Consider the following 23,824-nt stretch of genomic DNA (forward strand, 5'->3'; position numbering starts at 1 on the left):
TTTTGCTGACTATTGGTTAACATTTCAAATGAAATAAGTTAAAAAGTATTAGTTACCTATAAAACTGATTACTATTATATTATGAAAATAATTGTTATATTAGTCAAATATTTATTTATTTTATGAAAAAAATACTATTTTTAATACTTAGCTCGTTATTTTTCTCATGTTCTAGTGATGAAACAGTAGAAGATAATAATTATCCTCTATTTGAAATACCTTTAGTCGATGGAAACTATTGGACTTACGATATAGAAACAGAAACAAACACATCTAGAGATTCTTTATATGTAGCTAATGATACACTGATAAACAGCATTCTACATAAAAAAATGAAGGTAAAAAACAATATAGCTACAGGTTTTTATTCAAATTCATTAAAAAACAATGGATTAAGAGTTTCTGGAAACAAATTATTATTATCTGGAGATTTATCGTTGAGTGCAGGCCAAACTTTACCTTTCAGTTTGGATTTAGAACTTTTTGAATTTATTGTATTTAATGCTGATGTAAATTCTGGAGAAACACTTTCAACAAAATCTGGAACTATACAAGAAACTGTTAATGGTTATCCTTTAACTATTAACTATACATTAAAATCTGTTTCTGGAAATACATTTGAAAACTATACTGCTCCAAATAATGATACTTACAGTAATGTAAAATCAAATAAAATTATACTAACTGCACGAATTGAAACAAGTGTTAGTGGCTTTTCTGTATTTCTTCTTAATGAACAAGATGTTATGGTTTCAGAGCAGTTTATTGCTAAAAATATTGGTGTCGTACACACAAACACAGTAACTACTTACACCTTAAACCCTAGTATTCCTGCACAATTACTTAATCAAATACCATTTCCAAATAATCAAACACAAACACAATCAGAATTTCTTGATACTTATCAAGTAAACTAAAGTGTAATAATTAGTAATTAATTTATAATAATAATAATTTTATATCGTTTAATGGTTTAATTTTGCTTAAACACTTTAAATTAAATTAGAATGAAAAAATTAATGTTTTCCGTTTTTATGCTATTCGGAATGATGCTTTGCACACAAGGACAGGATATTTCTAAAAATGCCATTGGTTTAAGACTTGGTGACAGCGATGGATTTGGAGCGGAAGTGTCTTACCAAAGAGGACTTTCTCAAAAAAATCGTTTAGAGTTTGACTTAGGATGGAGAAATAGAAACAACTACTACTACAACAATGCTCGATTTGTTAAATTAACTGGTTTGTACCAATGGGTTTGGAATATTGAAGGAGATTTTAACTGGTATGTTGGTGCTGGTGGTGGAATTGCTAATGGAAGTTATAATTATAAGGACGAAGGAAAAAGATATACAGATAATTATACATATGCATTTATTGCAGGTGATATTGGTATTGAATACTTATTCGATTTTCCTCTACAATTGTCGTTAGACTTTAGACCTGAAGTATATTTTTCTGATAGAGTTAAAGATGACTATGGATCAGATATTGGAATTAGTGCTAGATATAGATTCTAAAAAAAAGTAAAAGAGGAAATCGTTTTGATTTCCTCTTTTTTTATTTAACACTGTATTTTTTTGCTTTTGGAATAATGGTTATACAAAATGGATTTGTAATTGCCATTGTTACATTTCCACCTTTTTCAGGAACACTAAGTTTAGTTTGAATTATTAAGGTCTCTTCTTCAAATTCGATTTTTTCAACATCAATACCATAGCCACCTGTATTCTTCTCTCCTAAATGTGCTATTAAAATTACATTATCTTTAAAATCAATATTTGAATTATCAATAACTTCGCTAGGAACATTAAGCCTTGCAAACTCTTGTTTTAAATCATCATAGGAACTAATAATTTGATGACCTTTAGATTCATCTCCGCCATAACCAGATACATAAATCGTTTTAAATTCATTATCCATAATCATTTCTTTTTTAGTTGAACTACAAGCGAGAAATGAAAAAAAAGTAATGCAAAATAGAATTGATTTCATTTATTTATAAGAGTTAATTGCTGTTTGATACACTTCTTCATAAAGCGGCAAAATCTTCTTTATATCGAATTCACTAGCTTCTTTAAGTGCATTTTTCTTAAAAGCATTCAGTTTAACATCATCTTTCAAAATATAAATAGCGTTTTTACTCATTCCTTCTATATCTCCAACATTGCTTAAATATCCCGTAATTCCGTCTTTATTTACTTCTGGTAAACCTCCAGAATTACTTGATATAACTGGAACTCCACAAGCCATAGCTTCTAATGCTGCCAATCCAAAACTCTCTGTTTCAGAAGGAAGAAGAAACAAATCAGTATAACACAAAATTTTATCTATTTCATTACTGTTTCCAAAAAAGATAACTTTATTATGAATACCTAATTCTACACATAAGTTTTCTGCAGCTTCTTTTTCAGGACCATCTCCAACCATCATTAGTTTTGAAGGTATTGTTTTTTGCACTTCATAAAAAATCTTAACCACATCACTAATTCGCTTTACTTTTCTAAAATTTGATATATGAGTTAATACTTTTTCTTCGGCTGTTGCCATTAAAGAACGATGACAAGGATCATTCTCATCTAATCTTTCTTTACTAATTTCTATAAAATTAGGAATAACTTTTATATCGTTCTTAATATCAAAAAGTCTATATGTATCTTCTTTTAAACTCTTTGAAACACTTGTAACAACATCTGACTTATTGATACTAAAACTTACTGCTGGTTTATAGAACGGATGATTTCCTACAAGTGTAATATCGGTTCCATGTAAAGTTGTAACCATTGGAATTCTTATGCCATCTTCTTCAAGCATTTTTTTTGCCATATATCCTGCATATGCATGAGGAATAGCATAATGTACATGCAATACTTCTATTCCATGCAATTTAACCATATCGACTAACTTACTTGACAAAGCAAGTTCATAAGGCTGATAATGAAATAAAGGATATTCTGGAACGTGTACTTCGTGATAATGAATGTTTTGATTCAGCAAAGCTAATCTAACTGGCTGACTGTAGGTAATAAAATGTATTTCGTGACCTTTTCTTGCTAATTCAAGACCTAATTCTGTTGCAACAACTCCACTCCCTCCAAATGTAGGATAACAAACTATAGCTATTTTCATTGATTCTATTTAAATGATAAAAATACTATAATTTTATGGGGTACTTTTTTAAAAATTAGTTAAATTATTTTTTAAATGCATTTTCATAAATAGAAATCCAATCTTGCACTTCTATTTTTGAAACCAATTCACCAATTAAATCATATGGAATGTCTTCTGGTTTTTTAAAACGCATACAACTTTTCCCCATATCTAGTTTTTTCTTTGAATATTTAGGGTATTCAGAAACAAACCAATCATATAAGTTTTTATTTGCATAAATTCCCATATGATAAAAATTGATACTATTTTTTTGAGAAGCAAAACTCATAAAAGGTAATGGCAATTTTGGATCGCAATGATAGCCAGCTGGATAAATATTATGAGGAACAACATAACCAATCATTCCATAACTCATAGCTTCTTTAAAATCTTTTGGTAGATTTTTTAAAATTGTATTTCGCAACTTAATTACAGCTTCTTTTCTATCTTCTGGTAGTTCTTTAATATACTCTTCTGGTGAACTTGCCTTTGATGTCATAATTAACGAATTATTGATTCATAAATTATTTCTTGGATATTTTCCCTAATATTTTCTCTAGAAAGCACATTCGTATTGGCTTCTGGATAGGTTCTATTAGACAAAAATATATAAACTATTTCATTCTCAGGATCTGCCCATGCCATCGTTCCCGTAAAACCAGTATGTCCAAAACTTGTCATAGAAACACAACCACATGTTGGCCCAGATCGTCCTAATTGAGGCTTATCAAAACCTATTCCTCTCCTATTTTCATCTTTACAATAATAACAAGTATTAAATGCATTAAATGTTTTTTCTGAGAAAAATTGATGTCCACCATAATTACCTCTTTGCAGATACATTTGCATAATCTTAGCAACATCTAGTGAGTTTGAGAACAATCCAGCATGTCCACCAACTCCTCCTTGCATAGCTGCACCCATATCATGAACATAACCTTGAACAGTTCCATAACGGTAATAGTTATCTTCTTCCGTTGGGATAGTTTCACTAATATCGAACTTATGAAGTGGATTATATGTTGTTCTATTTGCTCCTAACTTAAAATAATAGTTCTCATTCGCCAGATCATCAAGTCCCATACCACTTGCTTTTTCTAAATATTCTTTCATCAAAATAAAAGAAAAGTCACTGTATTTATATTTCACTCTTGGCAATAAATCACTATCGGCAATCGCTTTTATTATGGTATCATTATAATCTTTTCTCAAATATAAATTTTCTGAAACTTGAATAGGAAACTCTTTAGAAAATGACTTTCTATAATATTTTTCGCTTGGCTTATTTGTTTCTTTATCTAATGTAGCCTTATAAAAAGGTAACCAAGGCTTAAATCGAGCTTGATGCGTTAACATATCTACTAAAGTTGCATCTGCTTTATTTGTTCCTTTAAAAACAGGTAACATAGTACTCAACTTTGTATCTAATTTAATTTTTTCTTTATCAAATTGAATCATCAAATTGGGTAGTGTAGATAGGATTTTTGTTAAAGATGCAACATCATATAAATCTGTGTTTTTTACTTCCTGCTTAGTATCGTAAGTATGATGACCAAAAGATTTTTGATAAATAACTTTACCTTTTCTTGCAACCAAAACTTGAGCACCTGGTGTCATTTTTTTATCTATTGCATAATTTACTACAGAATCAATTTTAGATAAAATCTTAGAATTCATTCCTACATTTTCAGGGCTTTCAAAACCTAAACGCTTTAAACTATTCGTTTTAATTCCGTCATTTATATAAAAATCATTATTAATTGAAACTGGAATTTTTCCTTTAGTATCAATTGCTCCAAAAATAGCTTCAGCAGCAACTGTATGTGCGAATTCATTATTTTGATAAGCTAGGATAAAACCTTCATAATCATCAAACTTATCAATCCTTAACAAGGAATAAGGTTTAGTAAAAAAAGTAACAATAACTTTATTTTGCTTTGCTATTTTATCTAGGAAAGAAATTTCACTTGAATTTAAATTGTGATTTTTCCAAGCACCATCTTCTTTATGAAATCCTACAATTACTTTGGTGAAATTCTGTAACTCTACTAAAACAGTTTTATAATCCTTTACTTCAATTTCCTGTACATTAGCATATTTATTTAATACAGCTAAAAACCCTTCATGATCAGAATCTCCAATCTTTACATATGCTATCTTCTCCTTTTCAATATTCTTTATTGGGATAATTTTATCTTTATTCTTTAAAGTTGTAATAGCATTTTCATATAAAGTATAATTCATTGCATTAAACTCCGATTTATTTAAATCCTCGTATAAATTTTTAAGTTCTATTGGTTTGTATTTATTTAAACCTACTTGGAATTTATACTTTAGAATTTTTTTAACCGAATACGACAAACGTTCTTCAGAAATTCTTTTATCATCAAAAGCTTCTTTAAATCTTTGAACAGCAACAGGAACATCTTCTGGGAAAAGTAAAATATCATTACCCGCAAGAAAAGCTTCTAAATCTATATCTCCAGGTTGTTTAAAATTACTTGCTCCTTTCATATTCAAAGCATCTGTAATTACTAATCCTTCAAATTTCAATTCATTTTTAAGAATATTTGTAATTACATTATAAGAAATAGATGTTGGAAATCCTTTTCTAGACTCTATACTTGGCACATCTAAATGAGCAACCATTACACTTGCTAATCCATTTTTAATTAATTCTCTATAAGGGTATAATTCTATAGAGTCTAATCTTTGTTTAGAAAACTTAACAACAGGAAGCGTGTGATGCGAATCTGACTCTGTATCTCCATGACCTGGAAAATGCTTTGCAGTTGCCAACACACCTTCACTTTGCAATCCTTTAATTAATGCAATAGAAGCATTTGTTACGTTCACTTTGTCTTCTCCAAACGAACGATTTCCAATAATAGGATTTTTGGGATTTGTATTTATATCTACAACGGGTGCAAAATTAAAATGAATACCTAATCTTTTAGATTGTTGTCCCATTTGCTTCCCCATTTGCATAATCAAATTATGATCTTGAATTGCCCCAAGTGTCATATTCCAAGGATAACGATAAGTCGAATCTAAACGCATACTTAATCCCCATTCAGCATCTATACCTATAAATAATGGAATTTTTGATTTAGATTGATACCTATTAGTCAATTGTGCTTGGCGGATTGGACCACCTTGAAAGAAAATCAACCCTCCAACTTTATAATCTTCAATTAATTTTTGAACACTTGAATAATGAGCTTCATTCTTGTTAGAATACGCAGCAACCATAAACAATTGACCTACTCTCTCTTCGAAGGTAAGTGTATTATATACGCTATCAACCCAACGTTGTTCAGCATTTTCAATTTTATTCTTCTGTTGGAAACTTTTAACCTTCTTAGATTTAGTTACAAAAGGAAAAATTGATAAAAATAGTAGAGCAGTATATTTTAACATGAAGCTATTAATTTAAAAAAAATCATCATTAAGTTGATTTAATGATGATTTTCAAATATAATAAAAATTTAATTTAAAAAAATCGATTGTGCCAACTATCACTAGCTGGAACTTCCCAAAAATCTTGCCATTCTTCTATAGTATTTACTAAGTTATTAAAAACTACAGTATTAGCAGAAACAGCTTTTTCTTTTGCCATTTTTTTAAAATCAATTAATGTTTTGTGTGCAATATGTTCTCCTAACTTGAAAGTAACATTCATTTTATCTAATAAATCAACTTGGTATTTACTTTCTAGACTAAGAATAAATTGAACAGAAGCATCTATAGAACAACCTGTTGCAGCTTGAACATCTTGATTTACAGCAATTATTATAAAACGATCGTATACCGTTTTAAATGAAGCCTCTAAACCTTGACCATGTGCAGACCAATTCTCAATAAAATTTTTCATTGACGATTCAATTTCACTTACTTCCTCTTCTGAAAATTTTCTATTCGATTGGTAGATCCAAACTCTAGAATGCAATGGTAATTTATCAAACTCTATATACATATTATTCTTTTATAATGTCTTGAACGACTTTAAAAGTTACAAATTTTTTGGTTTTAGCATCATATAAATCCGCTTCATAATAGGATACTTTAACTTTATCTTTAGGTTTTATAACTGAATCTGTAATTAGATAAGAATTTTCAAATTCTTCCAATAATAATACAGTGTGAGATTTCCCAGATTCTTCTTTTACAGTAAATGTTAAAAATTGCTCCAATTGAGTAGCAGTAATTTTACCATCTATGTATAACAACTCTTCTTCTTCAAACTCTCCTTCACCCATTTTCATGATTATTTCTAGAAAAGCTGGACATGTGAAAGCCATTTTTGCTCCTACACCTTCAGCCAGTTCACCCATTTTTTCTTCATCAGCAATTATGTTTTTGCCAAAATGTTTTTCAACATCTTTTTCATACTTTGTAATAGATTCTAAAATACAAACACCAAGAGTAATATCCATATTTTCTTGGGTAATACCTTTTTCTGTTGTACAATTACAAGTATTTTCAGAAATCTTATCGATCAACTCTTCCTTAGTTAATTTTTGTGCAAATAACACTTGAGTTACTAATAAAAGTACAATTATTTTTTTCATAAAGACAAATATTTATCTATTGTTTATATTTTACAAATCTTGTGCATTCGCAATTAATTCAGCAACATCCATTACTTTTACTGAGCTTTCCTTTTCCTTAAACTTAACCCCATCAGTCATCATAGTATTACAGAAAGGACATCCGGCTGCAATAATATCTGCTTTAGTTTCTATAGCATCTTCGGTACGCTCTACATTGATATCTTTATCCCCTTTTTCAGGTTCTTTAAACATTTGAGCACCACCTGCACCACAGCAAAGACCATTAGCACGAGAACGCTTCATTTCAACCAATTCTGCGTCTAGCTTTTGTATTAACTCTCTTGGAGCTTCATAAACATTATTTGCTCTTCCTAAATAACATGGATCATGAAAAGTGATTTTTTTCCCTTTAAACTGTCCACCTTCTATAGTTAAACGCCCATCATCTAGAAGAGATTTTAAAAATTGTGTGTGATGCACAACTTCATATTGACCACCTAATTCTGGGTATTCATTTTTTAAAGTATTGAAACAATGAGGACAAGCTGTAACTATTTTCTTAACTTCATAAGCGTTCATAACTTCTATATTCGTCATGGCTTGCATTTGAAATAAAAATTCGTTACCCGATCTTTTTGCAGGATCACCAGAACAGCTTTCTTCAGTTCCTAAAACCGCAAAAGGAACATTTGCTCTATTTAATATTTTAACAAATGCTTTTGTAATTCTTTTTGCTCTATCATCGAAGCTTCCAGCACATCCAACCCAAAATAAAACTTCTGGTTGTTTTCCTTCCGCCATCATCTCGGCCATTGTAGGCACTATAATATTTTCAGACATTTTATTATTTTTTTAAAGGAATCTATTTTTAAAATAATCAACTCCTAATTTTTATATTTTACTCGTGATGTTCGTCATCAAAAACCTGAATTGTTACTTCTTTATCAACTAAATCGGTAAACTTTCCTCTATATCTTGTTGCTTTAACCAAATGATTATCTATCCAATGATAATTTCCTCCACGAGGTTTTCCCATTAACATTCCATGATATTTAAAGCCAAATTTATTCAACCAAGCTTCAGTAACTTCTCTATGTGCCTCAGTTCTGGATGTGAAAAAGAAAATAATATGTCCTTCATCATACCATCTATTAAGTGTAGCTAAAGCATCAGGATATACTTCTGCCGTAGCCATTCTTTCAGGTTCTTCATTTGGAATATCATCACAAATAGTTCCATCAATATCGATTAAATAATTCTTGATTCCTTCTGATAAAACAGGACTCAAATGCTCACCATTAACAGTTAAAGCTTGTAAATTCCCGTCGATTTTTTCGTTTTTCATATTAATCTTCGTTTTTCCAGTTTAATCTATCCATTTGATTGTATTGCCATGGTGCACCATTATTTTCAATATTCGTCATCATGTTGTTCAATTCCATAGGTGCAGCACTTTGCTCCATAACTAAGTAACGTCTCATATCCATAATAATAGATAAAGGACTAATGTTTACAGGACATTCTTCAACACAAGCATTACAAGATGTACAAGCCCAAAGTTCTTCTGGTGTAATAAAATCATTTAAAAGAGACTTACCGTCTTCTACAAATACTCCTTTATTCAAGTCTATATTTTTACCAACTTCTTCTAATCTGTCACGCGTATCCATCATAATTTTACGTGGAGATAATTTTTTCCCAGTTAGATTCGCAGGACAAGAGGAAGTACATCGTCCACATTCTGTACACGTATATGCATTAAGTAACTGAACCCAATTTAAATCTTGAACATCGGAAGCTCCAAATTTAGCAGGTACTGCATCAGGATTTGCTGGTGCTGCAAACGGATCGGCTGAAGGATCCATCATCATTTTAACTTCATTTGTTACGCTTTCTAAGTTATCAATTTTTCCTTTTGCATTTAAATCTGCAAAATAAGTGTTTGGAAACGCTAATAATATATGTAAATGTTTAGAGAAGTATAAATAATTTAAAAAAACTAATATACCTGTAATATGTAGCCACCAAGTTATTCTTTCAATCATAAAAACAATACTACTATCCATTCCATCAAAAATTGGTGCAATAAACTGAGATATTGGAAAACTTCCAGCTTGATGATAATGTCCAAAAACTTCTGGTAAATTTTGAAGATGATAATCTGCTGCATTCATAAACAGGAATAACGACATTAAAACTACTTCAAAATATAAAATATAATTTGCGTCATTCTTTGCAAATCCTTCCATTTCTGGTTTCCAAAAACGTTTAATTTTAACAACATTTCTTCTTATCCAAAAAACAACAACAGCAACTAATACTAACAAAGCTAAAACTTCAAACGAACCAATTAATACATCATAAAGTCCTCCTAAAAAACTAAAGACTCTATGCGTTCCAGTCAATCCATCTATTATAATTTCTAATACTTCAATATTAATAATAATAAAACCTACATAAACAATAATATGCAATATTCCTGAAATTGGTCTTTTTACCATTTTAGATTGACCAAGAGCTATCATAACCATATTCTTCCATCTTTCGGAAGCATTATCTTTACGATTTACATCTTGTCCTAATTTAATATTTCTAATTAACTTTTTTACATTTCTAGCAAAATATCCTATTCCTAAAAATAATAGAATGGCAAATAAAATGTTTGGTAAAATACTCATAGTAGATTAGTCTTTATAATTGGTTTGTTATTTTTCTTCTTCAGGTTTTACGTATGGTTTATCTTTTTTTCCAAAAAGCGATACGTTTACATAGCGTGTTGGATGCAATCTTAAATCTTCTAATAATAGCTCTAATTCTTTGGAAGCATTAGTGAAATTAGTATACATTTGTTCATCCTTCATTAATTTCCCCATTGTACCTTTACCAGATTCAATGTCTTTCATAATTTTATCTACACTAGCCAAGGTAGTTTCCAGATTCTTAACTGTTTTTCCAAGATTTGCATTCACTAATGAATCTGAAATCGACTCAAAGTTAGAAACCGTTTTATCTAAACTTGTAAATGTATTGTCTAATTTAGATTTATTTGCTGCCAATAAATTATTCAAATTTTTTGATGCACCACTAAAGTTTGACATTGTAGTATTTAATTCTGCAATAGCATTCTTTAAATCCGTTTTAGATTTATCATTTAAAACATCATTTACATTTTCAAAAAGTATGTTTGCATTATCAAACAACTTTTCTATTTTATCTTTTAAAGGAACCATTTGTTCCGCTAAAGCATCTGTTAAACCTAGTTTTGATGAACCTTTTAAGTAATCACCAGAAACAGAATAATTTTTATCTTTAAAATTTGGTATGATTGCAACTTCTCTACCTCCAACTAATCCAGAATCAAATATTTCAGCAACACTTGTTTTGGAAATTGGAAATTCAGTTAAAATCTGTAATTCTACTAACAGCTTACCATCTGGTTGGATATTTATAGAATTCACTTTACCAATTTTCAAACCGTTTAAAGTTACTTGAGCTGAATTTTCTAAACCTGCAACATTATCATATACAACATACAATTTTTTATTTGTATCAAATAGGTTTCTTCCTTTTAGAAAAGAATATCCCCAATAGAACAATAAAATTGAAGATATGACCAGTATGGCTGTTTTTATTTCTCTAGTTATTTTCAAAATTTACAATTTTTAACAAAAATAAAACTTTATTTTATTTAATCGCTTCTGATAAGCTTATTTTTACTCCATCTTTATAAGCAACTAAAAAGGCAGATTCATATCCTTTTTCTTTTGCTTCATCTAATTTCTTCTTTGCTTGCGCATATGTTGTTTCACTTCCGTAAAAATACTTATATATTTTACCTATTTGATCATAACTTAAGTCATTTAATCCTTTAAAATTAGAAGGAATTGTTTCAATTTTTTTACTGCTTGCAGCTAATTGAACTTTAAATACTACTCCTTTGGCATCTTTCACTACAACAGGCTCTTCTTTTTTAACTTCTGTAATTGTTTTAACTGAAGTACTTATTGTTGTTGATTTGAAATAATTTTTTTTATATAACAAAATTGCTTCTGCAATAGCTTTAGAAATTTCATTTTGTCCTTCTTCAGTATTTAAATACGTTCCTTCCACTTTATTTGACAAAAAACCGATTTCTATCAGAACACCAGGCATATATGAGGCATCTAATACCCACAAAGGAGCCTGTTTAACTCCTCTACTCTTTTTACTCAAATCATTTTTAAAATTCTCTTCTACAAAACCTGCCAATTCTATACTCTGATTTAAATATTCTTCTTGCAATATTTTAAGTCCTAATAATGATTCTGGCTTATTGGGATCAAAACCTTTATAATTTTCTTTATAATCATCTTCAAGTAAAATTACAGAGTTTTCGTTTTTAGCAACTTCTAAATTTGTTGAACTACGACTTAATCCCATCACAAAAGTTTCTGTTCCAAAAGCAGAATAGTTTTTGGCAGCATTACAATGAATTGAAACAAACAAATCTGCATCTTGTTTATTTGCGTTTATAGCTCTATCTTTCAATTCTACAAAGACATCGGTTTTCCTAGAAAAGATAAAATCGAAATCAGCATCTTTTCCTAAATACTCTCCAACTTTGAGCGTTACAGCGAGTGCTATTTTTTTTTCTATGAATCCGTGATGCACGTTTCCATAATCTTTACCTCCATGTCCGGCATCTAAAACCACTTTAAATTTGGATTTAGTTTGCGCAGCAAGACCAAAAGAAGAAAATAAAAATAGTACTATTAGAATTGATTTGAAACTATTTTTTAGGGATATAAAACAACTTGTTTTTATTAGCATAGTTATAATTTTATTAAAAACTTATTTTTGCAAAAAAATATATGTAAGTTTGACACTTCAAAAAGTGAGCCAATTTTTTACAAAAATACTATTAATAGTCTTGCATACAAAGTTATTTTATATCGTTTTTTTAGTAGTTTTTCTAATATTTGGAAAAACAGCTAGCTATTCTCAAGAAATTAAGCCCAAAAATGCTTCTAATGTTGAGACAAAGACCGTACAGTTTAATGAAAAAGGGAAGATAATTATTGAAGATTCTCTTAAAACGCCAACAAACAAAACTACTGAAGATGTAAAAATCAAGAAAGACACCGTTAAAAAGAAAGCTTTACTAGAAGGAATCGTTAAAAGAAAAGCTAAAGATTATGAAAAAGCCAATCAAAAAACTAAAGAGCTAACACTTTATAATGAAGCTGAACTATATTATACAGATATTGAATTAAAAGCGGGTATAATTGTTCTTAATTATGAAAAGAATGAAGTTTATGCTGGAAGAATTAAAGATAGTGCTGGAAATTACATACAAAGACCTGTTTTTAAACAAGGAGAAAATATTATTGAGCCCGATTCTATACGTTTTAACTTTAAAACAAAAAAAGCTTTAGTTTGGAATTCTAGAACCAAGCAAGGAGAAATGAATATTAAAGCCGAAATCTCTAAGAGAGAAAACGATTCTACTTATTTCATGAAAAATGCTAGAATTACTACAGCAAAAGATATTGACGATCCTGAATATTATTTTTTCGTATCTAAAGTAAAATTTGTTCCTAACAAAAAAGTTGTAGTTGGCCCAACCAATCTTGTAATTGCAGATGTTCCAACTCCAATATTCCTACCTTTTGCTTATTTTCCAATGACAGAAGAAAGCACTTCTGGTTTTATTGTTCCAACACCGGGACAAACCAATCAACAAGGTTATTTTCTACAAAACGGTGGATATTATTTTGCTTTGAGCGATTATTATGATTTAGCTGTGTTAGGTGATTATTACACTAATGGAAGTTATGGCTTACGAGTTGAAAGTAGCTATGCAAAAAGATATAAATACAATGGTAGAGTTAATTTTAGGTTAGAAAACAATATACAAAGTGAAAAAGGTTTACCAGATTATTTAAGATCTTCCCAATATAATATTCAATGGTCACACAGCCAAGATGCAAAAGCATCCGCTAATTCTCGTTTTTCTGCAAACGTTAACTTAGGTAGTAGTCAATATTTTAGACAATCTGTAAATTTAGCAAACATAGGTTCTGGTTTAAATAATAATTTGAGTTCTTCAATTTCATATTCCAAAACATTCCAAACTGTGCCACAAGTAAACATGTCGCTAACGGCTACTCATAATCAAAATACAAATACAGAAATTATCAACATGACTTTGCCTACTCTACAATTAAATGTTGATCGAATTTCTCCTTTTGCACCGAAAGATGGTACTAAAAAAGGTTTTTTTCAAAATATTAATTTACAATATAACCTAAAAGGGGATAACAAAATTGCTACAACTGATGAGTTTTTCTTTAAATCTGGAATGTTTAGAGATGCTAAGACAGGTTTTCAACATACAATTCCAATAAATACCAATTTTAAAATTTTCAAGCATTTTAATGTCTCAACAACTGCAAATTATAATGAAGTTTGGACTTTAAATACTATAGAAAAAAAATATGATCCTTTAGTAAACAAAGTTGTTACAGAAGATTTAAAAGGTTTTGATGCCTACAGGACTTATAATTTCAATGCAAGTTTAGGAACAACTATTTATGGAACATTCGATTTTGGAGAAGAAAAAAAAATACAAGCAATACGTCATGTAATGCGACCAACTGCATCATATAATTATACTCCAAGTTTTGAAAAGTATTATGATACTTATGCTGTTGATGCGACTGGAAATACTTTAGATTATTATTCTCGATTTCAAGGTAGTGCCTATGGAGCACCGGACAGAGTATATTCAAGCAGTGTTGGACTTCAATTATCCAATACGTTTGAAGCAAAAGTTAGAGATGATGAAAGCACAACGGGTGAACCTAAAAAAGTAATGCTATTAAATAATTTAAACTTCTCTACAAGTTATAATTTAGCAGCAGATTCATTAGCTTTTGCACCTTTAAGAATAAGTGGTGGAACTCAGCTTTTAAAACAAAAAATGAACGTTAATTTTGGAGCTACTTTAAATCCGTATGCTATTGACAATACTGGTAATGAAATTAATCGTTTCAATATAGACAATGGTGGTAGCTTATTTAGAATGACAAGTGCAAATATGACTGTTAATTATGCTTTTTCAAGTTCGGATGGAAAGAAAAAAGGTAATGCATCTGAACAAACAGCACAAAATGGAGGAAGACAAGATGATTTATTTGGTACAGGTACTGATTTAAATGATAACAGACAAAGCCTTTTTAATAAAGACGATGATGAGGATGAGAATAAAGACAATGGATGGTACTCAACTGAGTTACCTTGGGATTTAAACTTTGCTTATTCGGTCACGTACATTAACAATAACAGGCAGAATGAAATTGGCTCAAATTCGTTAATGGTATCTGGTAATATAGAGTTAGCTCCTAGATGGAAAGTAGGGATGTCTTCTGGATATGATTTTAAACAAAATGGTGTCACATTTACTCAATTGCGTTTTGAAAGAGATTTAGAAAGCTGGAGAATGAGTTTCAATTGGGTTCCTTATGGAACAAACAGTTATTGGGGCTTCTTTATCGGTATTAACTCTTCTATGTTGAGTGATATTAAATGGGAAAAACGAGAATTACCTGATAGAGTTTTTAGATAAAATACAACCAACTCATAATAATTTTACAACATGAAAAAAATAATATTTACAGATAAAGCTCCTGCTCCAATAGGGCCTTACAATCAAGCGGTTTTAGTAGGAAATACATTATATACATCTGGACAAATTGCTATTAACCCAGCAAATGGTGAACTCGTTTTAGACACTATCGAAATAGAAACAAAACAAGTAATGGAGAATATGAAAGCTGTTTTAGAAGCTGCTGAAATGACTTTTGACAATGTCATAAAATCTACGATTTTTATTAGTGACATGAACGATTTTTCAAAAATTAATACTGTTTATGGAAGTTATTTCGATGAAAAAACTGCTCCTGCAAGAGAAACTGTACAAGTTGCTTGTTTACCAAAAAATGTAAATGTTGAAATTTCGATGTTAGCTATAAAATAATTATTATCTAATTCATAAAACAACAAAATCCAGTTCTAGAACTGGATTTTGTTGTTTTATTTTAGTAGCTGATCCATTTACGACAAATAAATTATCTAATTTCATCTAAGCCAAAAAGTAATAATTGAGCAGTCGCTTCATTCGTACCCAAAGGAACATTGTGTACATCGCAAATTCTAATTAACATTGATATATCTGGTTCATGTGGATGAGCTGAATTAGGATCTTTAAAAAACAGAACCATTTTCGTTTTTCCTTCCGCTACTCTTGCAGCAATTTGAGCATCACCACCTAAAGGACCAGATAACATTTTTTTTACTTTTATTCCAATACTTTCTATTTTTCCTCCAGTAGTTCCTGTAGCAATGATTTTTATATTTTCAGTTAATAAAATGTTCTTATTTTTATTTACAAACTGAACCATATCAGCTTTTTTTCCATCATGTGCAATAATTGCAATTTCAAATTGTTTCTTCATGAGGCAAATATAAAAAAAACGACGCTTAGTGTGTGGCAAATATTATGTGTTTAAAACATGATAAGCTATCAAACCATCAATTGGTCTTCGAAGAACATTTCCTATTTTAATATCATTTTTCTGTAATATTTCTGTAAGCTCTTCTTTTAAGTAAAAAGCAATAGAACCTACAAAATGTACAGGTACTTCTCTATAATTATCAAACTGCTTAATGTAGTTTTCAACAAATGCTTCCAACTCTTCATTAATATAAATTTTACAAAAATCGGTATCTTTATGCCTAATTAGAAATTTTGCAAATGTTGCCAAATATGCATTTGGATTTGGTTCTTTATAAAGTTTGTTTTTTATAAAATCGGGATCAACATTAAACTCTTTTTCAAACTCTTGAGCCATTTCTAAAGGCATTTTATTGAAATAATAACCTCTTAATAAATGCCTTCCAAAACGATTACCACTACAATCATCCATAGCAATATACCCTAAAGATTGAACCTTTTGATGTAATACTTTCCCATCAAAATAACTACAGTTAGAGCCTGTTCCTAAAATACAAACAATTGCTTTTTCGTTTTTTGGTGTTGTTGCATAAACTGCCGCATACGTATCTTCAAAAACAGACACTATAGCATTTGAAAAATATTCTTTAAAAATAGCTGTTAAAAAATTTTTCATTCTATCGGTACCACAACCAGCACCATAAAAGTAAATATGTGTAGCATTATTTTTATTATGAGAAATATCAAATTTATTATCTAATCTAGAAATTAACTCTTCTTTAGTTAATACTTCTGGATTGAGTCCTAAGGTTTGAGTTGTAAAAATTACTTTTCCTTTATCATCTATTGCAATCCAATCGGCTTTTGTTGAGCCACTATCTACAAGTAGTTTCATATTTTTTAGTTTTTTAATAAAATAATAGCAGCTATTTTACTTGAATTAGAATAAAAAAAATCCTGCTAAATTATCATGTAATAGAGCAGGTTTTTTTAATTACTTTATTTAACAGACATTACATGAACTGCTAAATCTATAAGTTTTGATGAATATCCGTATTCGTTATCATACCAAGATACAATTTTAAAGAATGTAGAGTTTAATCCAATTCCTGCATTTGCATCTACAATTGAAGTTCTAGAATCGGAAACAAAGTCTTGAGAAACTACTAAATCTTCAGTATATCCTAAAATTCCTTTCAATTCATTTTCAGATGCTTTTTTGAAAACAGCCATAATTTCATCATACGAAGTTTCTTTTGCAACTTTAACGGTTAAATCTACACAAGAAACATCAGCAGTTGGAACACGCATAGACATTCCTGTTAATTTTCCATTTAATTCTGGAATAACTTTTCCTACTGCTTTTGCAGCACCTGTAGAAGCAGGAATAATATTTAACAATGCCGATCTACCACCACGGAAATCTTTTTTAGAAGGTCCATCAACTGTAAGCTGTGTTGCAGTTGTAGCGTGAACAGTTGTCATTAGTCCTTCAACAATTCCAAAATTATCATTGATAACTTTAACTAAAGGAGCTAAACAATTAGTAGTACAAGAAGCGTTCGATACAATTGTATCTGATGCTTTAAGAGTATCATGATTTACACCCATAACAAACATTGGAGCATTTGAAGATGGAGCAGAAATTACTACTTTTTTAGCACCACCATCAATATGAAGCTGAGCTGTTTCTAAAGTTGTAAAAATACCAGTACATTCTGCAACAACATCAACATCAACATTTTTATCATCCCATTTTAACTGTGCAGGGTCTTTTTCTGCTGTTACTCGGATTAATTTGTCGTTTACAAATAATTGTCCATCATTCACTTCAACTTTACCATCGAAACGACCATGAACGGAGTCATATTTTAATAAATATGCTAAATGATCTACATTTAACAAATCATTAATTGCTACAACTTCAATATTATCTCTTTTTATAGATTCTCTAAATACAATTCTTCCAATTCTACCGAACCCATTTATTCCTAATTTTATTTTAGACATATATTTTTATTTTCAATTAATTACTTTTTATTCCTTAGTTTCTTTTATCTAGTTTAGGTAGTCATAATATCAGATACTCTTAGAAGTTCTGTATCGATAGAAAGACTGCCTTTAATTGCTTGTTCTAAAGGAGTTAACGCAACTTTATCGCAAATTAAGCCAACCATAAAATTAGATTTTCCTTCTAAAATAGATTCTACGGCTTTAACACCTAATCGAGATGCTAATACTCTATCAAAACATGAAGGAGAACCTCCTCTTTGCATATGACCAAGAACGGAAACACGAACGTCATATTCTGGTAAATTCTCTTCAACATAATCTTTCAATTCGAAAACATTTTTACCAATTTTATCTCCTTCAGCAACTACAACAATACTAGATGATTTACCCGATTCTTTACTTCTTTTTAATGAGTCCAATAAACGTTCTAATCCTAAATCTTCTTCAGGAATAAGAATTTCTTCTGCTCCTGCTCCAATACCTGTATTTAAAGCAATGTGTCCTGCATCTCTTCCCATAACTTCAACAAAGAATAATCGGTTATGCGAACTTGCAGTATCTCTAATTTTATCGATTGCTTCAACAACTGTATTTAATGCTGTGTCATATCCTAGCGTATAACTGGTTCCAAAAATATCATTATCTATTGTTCCTGGAATCCCCATTACAGGAAAACCATATTCATTATTAAATACTTCTGCACCAGTAAAAGAACCATCTCCTCCTATTACTACAAGAGCATCTACATTTTCTTTAACTAAGTTTTCATGTGCTTTTTTTCTTCCTTCGACTGTCATAAAATCTTTTGAACGAGCCGATTTTAGAATTGTTCCTCCCTTATTAATAATATTATTTACAGACCTTGGTCCAAGTTCTTTAAAATCTCCTTCAATCATACCTTGATATCCTCTGTATATACCTAAGCATTCGATATTATGAAATGCACACGTTCTTACAACAGATCGTATTGCAGCATTCATTCCTGGTGAATCTCCACCAGAAGTTAGAACACCTATTTTTCTAATTTTTGATGTCATTAAATTATTTATTTATTGTAAATTTAAAAAAGGAAAATGGAATATGTAAACATTTTTAACGTATATTAAATTTATTTATAAAATTCAATCGTTTTCGTTAATAACTTTTTATTTATCAATGGAAATATTGCGAATTATTCGATTTCTGGAACATTTTCGTGTTCTTTTTCTTTCTCTTCTGTTTTATTCTTCCTAGGAGGTATTGGTTCTAAAAATTCAAGCTCAAGCTCAAGATCAGAGTCTGGGGCATCATTCGAAGAGTTATTACTAGATTCTTTCTTTTTATTCTTTTTAGTAAATATTTTTCTCCATAATTCTCTATAATTGTCAAAATCTACAGAATAATTAAGTCCTATACCTTGAGTATAACCAATCCCTTCACCAACATAATTGATGTCATTCTCTCTATTAAATACTCTTCCTCTCAATGATCCATCATCATTCAACTTCATCTGAATTTCAACGTCTCCAACTAAAACAGATTCAGATACGCCACCAACAGGAACTCCCACTTTACCATTGATTGAAATATTTTCATTAATCTGTGTACTTAATGTTAGTCCAACCCTATCTGAAATTTGATTAATTCTATCCCCTTGACTATAATCTACACCTACTTGAAGCTTAGAGTCCTCATCAGTAAAAATATCATTAAATAGTGAACTTGCTTTTTCAAATAAAGAACCATATGCAACGTTACCAGCATTTTCTGGAGTTGTAAAAGATCCAAAAGCTAACAAAGCAAAAGCTTGATTTTGACGGACATCTTTATTTTGAAGTCGATAATCAATTTCACTTTTTAAAACACTACTAACTGTTGGAAAATTTATATTAAAATCGGGTTCTGGATTACTTAAACTCCCATTTATTAAAATAGAAACTTGTGTTGGTAATTTTCTATTAGTATTAAACGATGAACTTTCTATTAAAACAGAAGGATTAGATTGGGTTTCATAGATCGCTTCAAGGTTTAGGATTGCTCCAAGAGGATCTCCTTCCCATCTAATTGTACTTCCTTTCTTTACATAAAACTTCTTATCGAATAACCCTACTTTTTTGAAATTATATTCTCCTTCTTGCACTTGAAAATCTCCATACATCAAAAATTTACCTAACGTGTTTATTTCCATTTTCATAGACCCATATCCTCTACCGCGCATAGCATGCCCAGATTCTCTATCTAAAATAACTTCAATTTGTGCATCTGTATCAATATCAAAGTCAAGATCTACTTCAATACCATTGTATTTATTTTTTCTTAATTTTTCTGTTGCATTTTTATTTAAATCTTCTTCTCTTATGAAAGTAATGTATGGTTTCTTACTAACATCTTCTCCTTCTGCAATTGGTATTTTTATGGATGTCCCTTTTTCAGACTCACCGACAACGGAAACTAATAAGGATTCAATTGGACCACTAATACTAGCCTTCCCTTTAATAAAAGCTGTACCGTAATAATAAGCATCTTCCGAATCTTCAGTATTCAAACCTAGAATATTGTCTGATTTTAGTTCCAAATCTAATTCCCAATCTGAAAATGCATTATGCTTTATTGAACCATTTAAAAAACCTTGTGTATTAAAAGCTGTATCTGTTAACAATATACTTCTAAACAAAAATTCTTTTTCTGTAACATCTATAATTGCATTTTTTTCAAGATTGTAATCTACATTCAAATAGGGTGCTTTTAATCCAGCGTCATTTAAATACAATCTTCCATCAATTTCTGGATCTGTAACTAACCCTCTAATCGTTGCGTTTCCAGTAGCATTTCCTCTAACATTTGACAAGACATCGCCAATTAATGAACCAAAAGGAGCAAGATCGAAAGCATTGAATCCTGCATCTAGGTTTAAAGTTGATTTTTTGTTTTTATATTCAATAAGACCATTTAAGAAAAATCTTTCATCACCTTTTTGAATAATATAAGAATCAACATCAAATTCATTTAAACTTTCATTACCTTCTACTAACAAATACAAATCTCCAACAGGATATTTATTTATTTGTAAATTATTAATTTTTATGTCAGATAAAGGCTTATGATAACTATTATCTTGTTCATATTTTGCAAAACCATTCAATCTTCCTTCGATACTTATACTATCTAATGATGGTGTAATTTTATCTAAATCAACATCCTTAAAGGTTAAATTAAAATTCTTATATGTAGAATCTCTCATTTTACCATTAAACATCATATTTTGATTTTTATGTGATATTCTAAAATTTTGGAAATCGAAGTTTTTTAAACCCTTATCAAATACTATTTTATTATCATTACTTTCATTTTCATTAATAAACCACAAGTAATCTTTAAAATTTACTTCTGATTTTTTAAAACCGACAACAGATTCTTTATTTTCATCTATTGTATGATATAAATTTAAAGAATAGTTATCTTCATTCTTATTTCCTCCTTTAAATTCTGTTCTAAAGAATAAAGTATCATTCATTGTCACATTTATCAGGCTAAAATCGGCTACTTTATAGTTTTTTGTACGAATACTATCCATCTCTATATAAGTATTATATAGCGGATTTTTGTTGTCTATGTCTATTTTAATATTACTAAAATAATTTTCGAAAGCAACTACATTTGGGGAATTGAAATCAAATTCAAACTTTCCTAAATCTGCATTAATTTTACCTTTAATTTTTGTATTCTCTGAAATTGAAATTTCAGGAATAAATATCTCAACTATTTTATTATAGATTGTGAAATTAAAATCTAAAAATTGTCCTTTTTGAAGTGTATTTGGGGAATAATTAGCATACAAACTACCAACTGCATTTTCTAGTATTTTTCTAACTTCTTTAAACTTATATTTACCAACAACTTTCCCTGTAATTATATCTGGTGAATTTATAGTTATTGTACGAACTCTTTCCTCATTGAAACTTGATATTAATTCAAAATCATCGAAAAAATAGCTTCTTTTATCATTTTGATACGAAACATCATTTATTCTTAAATTTCCTTCTAAGTCATCAAAAGTATTTCCTTTTGCTAAGAAATGGATATTACCTTTAAAAATTGATACCGTATCTATAACTGATAGTTTTATAGCGTGCAAATCCGCATAGTCAATATGTGCATTAAAATTGTAGTTTTTAACTTTTGCACTCAAATCGACTAATCCTTCAAAATCCATTTTTAAATTTGGATCATTACTATTAAAATAACCTTCAAAATAAGGCATTTTCATATTTCCGTCTACAGTAATATTTTTATAGTTGTATTTATTGAAATAGATTTGATCTATTTTACCTTTAATTTTAGTATTCAGATATTCATTACTAAAACCCTGACCATCAACATCTAAATTCAGTGAGGTTTTACCAAAATCGGGTTCGTTTAAAAATGTTCCTAAATCGAACTCTTCAAGAATTATATTCCCTTGATAGGTTGCGTTATCAATATGTCCTAAATCTTGAATTGAAAGTTTACTAACAATATTTCCTAAAACGGAAGTAACATATACGTCAGAATTAATAAAACTATCTGTCAATTCAACATTTCCGGATAGCGATACACCGCCCAATTTTACAAGTGTAGAAGGCAAACTATTCCCTAAAATATTTGGTAAAATGTTTTTTAAATCGTTATAATTTGATTTTATTTTTTTAAATTTTCCTTTAATGTAAAAAGATTCGTTTTTATTAAACAAATTTTTAAAATTAACGTCCCCAATAATTTCAGAATTGTTTTTATCCTTTAGTATTAAATCGTGTGTAATAAAGTTATTTAATGTCCCGACTAAATGTGTATCAATATCAAATACATTATTCTTTCCAAATTCATTATAAAAAAAATTCAAATCATTTGATGCAATTTTTGCTTCTTGCATTTTAACATCAAAAATTACTTTATTATTAAAATCTGAAAAATCTTTCCTATTGTACTTTAATTCTACTATACCTTTAAGTACAGATTCTGCAGTAATAACATGTAGTTTATCTAATAAAATATTTTTCTTTGTATAAGTAAAATTAGAAGTAAGATTTTTTACAAATAATCCTCGATGATCTAGAAAAGATAATTCTTTAATATAGGTAGTAACATCTGGACCTTTAATAAAGAAATTTTCAATTTTTCCATATAGTTTTTTAAAATCTAATACTTTGTGTGTTTCAAGATTTTCATCGGTATATCTAAATCGACTATTAAGAATCGTCATAGAACTCGATTTCATTCTAAATCGACCAGAAGAAGGTGAACCATCATCAAAAGCTTCAATAAAATTATCTAGATTCGTGAATTTTTCATTCTTATATTGTGTCAACTTACAATCTAATCCATCAAGAATTACATCTCCTAAATAGGGATGTCCGTCATAATATAATTTCTTAACACTAAGAATTGAAGTATTTAATCTTTTTATATGAAATAAAGTATCCTTATGATGATCACGCACCAAAACACCTTTCAGTTTTACAGAACCAAAAGGAGTAATAGCAACCCTATCTATACTAATATTAGTATTAAAACCTTTATTAATTGAGTTTGTCGCATACTTACCCAACATTGTCTGAACAAAAGGCAACGATAAAAGTATGCTCAATACAAGAATAAAAAG

At 29.4% G+C, this 23,824-nt stretch carries 20 protein-coding genes; 4 read left to right on the forward strand and 16 right to left on the reverse strand.

Annotation, left to right across the window (positions count from 1 at the left end; all coding sequences use genetic code 11):
- The first annotated feature begins 122 nt into the window (after positions 1–122).
- Entirely contained in the window at positions 123–917 is a 795-nt protein-coding gene (locus L2Z92_RS17790) for a hypothetical protein (RefSeq protein ID WP_236455964.1), read from the forward strand.
- Positions 918–1,007: 90 nt separating this feature from the next.
- The gene (locus tag L2Z92_RS17795; RefSeq protein ID WP_236455965.1) at positions 1,008–1,517 is read left to right on the forward strand and encodes a hypothetical protein; all 510 of its coding nucleotides are present in this window, start codon (positions 1,008–1,010) and stop codon (positions 1,515–1,517) included.
- 40 nt (positions 1,518–1,557) lie between these two features.
- Here L2Z92_RS17795 and L2Z92_RS17800 read toward each other — a convergent pair whose 3' ends face one another.
- The 11 genes from L2Z92_RS17800 to L2Z92_RS17850 form a co-directional block, all read right to left on the reverse strand.
- Positions 1,558–1,992, reverse strand: a complete 435-nt coding sequence (locus L2Z92_RS17800) for a protease complex subunit PrcB family protein (protein WP_236455967.1) — start codon at positions 1,990–1,992, stop codon at positions 1,558–1,560.
- Positions 1,993–3,126 carry an N-acetyl-alpha-D-glucosaminyl L-malate synthase BshA gene (bshA, locus tag L2Z92_RS17805; protein ID WP_236455969.1) on the reverse strand — a complete coding sequence of 378 codons (1,134 nt, stop codon included), beginning with the start codon at positions 3,124–3,126 and terminating at the stop codon, positions 1,993–1,995. It abuts the gene before it with no gap.
- A 64-nt stretch (positions 3,127–3,190) separates the two neighbouring features.
- On the reverse strand, positions 3,191–3,646 hold the full coding sequence (locus L2Z92_RS17810) for a DUF1801 domain-containing protein (RefSeq protein WP_236455970.1): 456 nt from the start codon (positions 3,644–3,646) through the stop codon (positions 3,191–3,193).
- A 2-nt stretch (positions 3,647–3,648) separates the two neighbouring features.
- Positions 3,649–6,567 carry a glycoside hydrolase family 3 N-terminal domain-containing protein gene (locus tag L2Z92_RS17815; RefSeq protein WP_236455971.1) on the reverse strand — a complete coding sequence of 973 codons (2,919 nt, stop codon included), beginning with the start codon at positions 6,565–6,567 and terminating at the stop codon, positions 3,649–3,651.
- A gap of 73 nt (positions 6,568–6,640) precedes the next feature.
- Positions 6,641–7,123, reverse strand: coding sequence for an ABC transporter ATPase (locus L2Z92_RS17820; protein ID WP_236455972.1), 483 nt, complete (start codon positions 7,121–7,123; stop codon positions 6,641–6,643).
- 1 nt (position 7,124) lies between these two features.
- Positions 7,125–7,718 carry a hypothetical protein gene (locus L2Z92_RS17825; RefSeq protein WP_236455973.1) on the reverse strand — a complete coding sequence of 198 codons (594 nt, stop codon included), beginning with the start codon at positions 7,716–7,718 and terminating at the stop codon, positions 7,125–7,127.
- A gap of 30 nt (positions 7,719–7,748) precedes the next feature.
- Positions 7,749–8,540, reverse strand: coding sequence for a (Fe-S)-binding protein (locus L2Z92_RS17830; RefSeq protein WP_236455974.1), 792 nt, complete (start codon positions 8,538–8,540; stop codon positions 7,749–7,751).
- Between the two features lie 58 nt (positions 8,541–8,598).
- Positions 8,599–9,045 carry an LNS2 domain-containing protein gene (locus tag L2Z92_RS17835; protein WP_236455975.1) on the reverse strand — a complete coding sequence of 149 codons (447 nt, stop codon included), beginning with the start codon at positions 9,043–9,045 and terminating at the stop codon, positions 8,599–8,601.
- A gap of 1 nt (position 9,046) precedes the next feature.
- Positions 9,047–10,378 (reverse strand): (Fe-S)-binding protein, encoded by a 1,332-nt coding sequence (locus tag L2Z92_RS17840; protein WP_236455976.1) that lies wholly within the window; start codon positions 10,376–10,378, stop codon positions 9,047–9,049.
- A gap of 27 nt (positions 10,379–10,405) precedes the next feature.
- Complete coding sequence (locus tag L2Z92_RS17845) at positions 10,406–11,350, reverse strand: MlaD family protein (RefSeq protein ID WP_236455977.1); 945 nt, start codon at positions 11,348–11,350, stop codon at positions 10,406–10,408.
- A gap of 34 nt (positions 11,351–11,384) precedes the next feature.
- A complete protein-coding gene (locus L2Z92_RS17850; RefSeq protein ID WP_236455979.1) occupies positions 11,385–12,509 on the reverse strand; it encodes an N-acetylmuramoyl-L-alanine amidase family protein in 1,125 nt (374 codons plus the stop codon).
- 100 nt (positions 12,510–12,609) lie between these two features.
- Here L2Z92_RS17850 and L2Z92_RS17855 point away from each other — a divergent pair, with 100 nt between their 5' ends.
- Both L2Z92_RS17855 and L2Z92_RS17860 read left to right on the forward strand, forming a co-directional pair.
- Positions 12,610–15,306 carry a putative LPS assembly protein LptD gene (locus L2Z92_RS17855; protein WP_236455982.1) on the forward strand — a complete coding sequence of 899 codons (2,697 nt, stop codon included), beginning with the start codon at positions 12,610–12,612 and terminating at the stop codon, positions 15,304–15,306.
- Between the two features lie 30 nt (positions 15,307–15,336).
- Entirely contained in the window at positions 15,337–15,717 is a 381-nt protein-coding gene (locus L2Z92_RS17860; protein ID WP_236455983.1) for a RidA family protein, read from the forward strand.
- A gap of 91 nt (positions 15,718–15,808) precedes the next feature.
- Here L2Z92_RS17860 and L2Z92_RS17865 read toward each other — a convergent pair whose 3' ends face one another.
- The 5 genes from L2Z92_RS17865 to L2Z92_RS17885 form a co-directional block, all read right to left on the reverse strand.
- Positions 15,809–16,195 (reverse strand): methylglyoxal synthase, encoded by a 387-nt coding sequence (locus L2Z92_RS17865; RefSeq protein ID WP_236455984.1) that lies wholly within the window; start codon positions 16,193–16,195, stop codon positions 15,809–15,811.
- Between the two features lie 42 nt (positions 16,196–16,237).
- Positions 16,238–17,089, reverse strand: a complete 852-nt coding sequence (locus L2Z92_RS17870) for an N-acetylglucosamine kinase (RefSeq protein ID WP_236455985.1) — start codon at positions 17,087–17,089, stop codon at positions 16,238–16,240.
- A 104-nt stretch (positions 17,090–17,193) separates the two neighbouring features.
- Positions 17,194–18,204 carry a type I glyceraldehyde-3-phosphate dehydrogenase gene (gene gap, locus L2Z92_RS17875; protein WP_236455986.1) on the reverse strand — a complete coding sequence of 337 codons (1,011 nt, stop codon included), beginning with the start codon at positions 18,202–18,204 and terminating at the stop codon, positions 17,194–17,196.
- 53 nt (positions 18,205–18,257) lie between these two features.
- On the reverse strand, positions 18,258–19,244 hold the full coding sequence (pfkA, locus tag L2Z92_RS17880; RefSeq protein WP_236455987.1) for a 6-phosphofructokinase: 987 nt from the start codon (positions 19,242–19,244) through the stop codon (positions 18,258–18,260).
- Between the two features lie 134 nt (positions 19,245–19,378).
- The gene (locus L2Z92_RS17885; RefSeq protein WP_236455988.1) at positions 19,379–23,809 is read right to left on the reverse strand and encodes a translocation/assembly module TamB domain-containing protein; all 4,431 of its coding nucleotides are present in this window, start codon (positions 23,807–23,809) and stop codon (positions 19,379–19,381) included.
- Positions 23,810–23,824 lie beyond the last annotated feature (15 nt).

It is taken from the genome of Flavobacterium jumunjinense (genome assembly GCF_021650975.2).
Classification (GTDB): Bacteria; Bacteroidota; Bacteroidia; order Flavobacteriales; family Flavobacteriaceae; genus Flavobacterium; species Flavobacterium jumunjinense.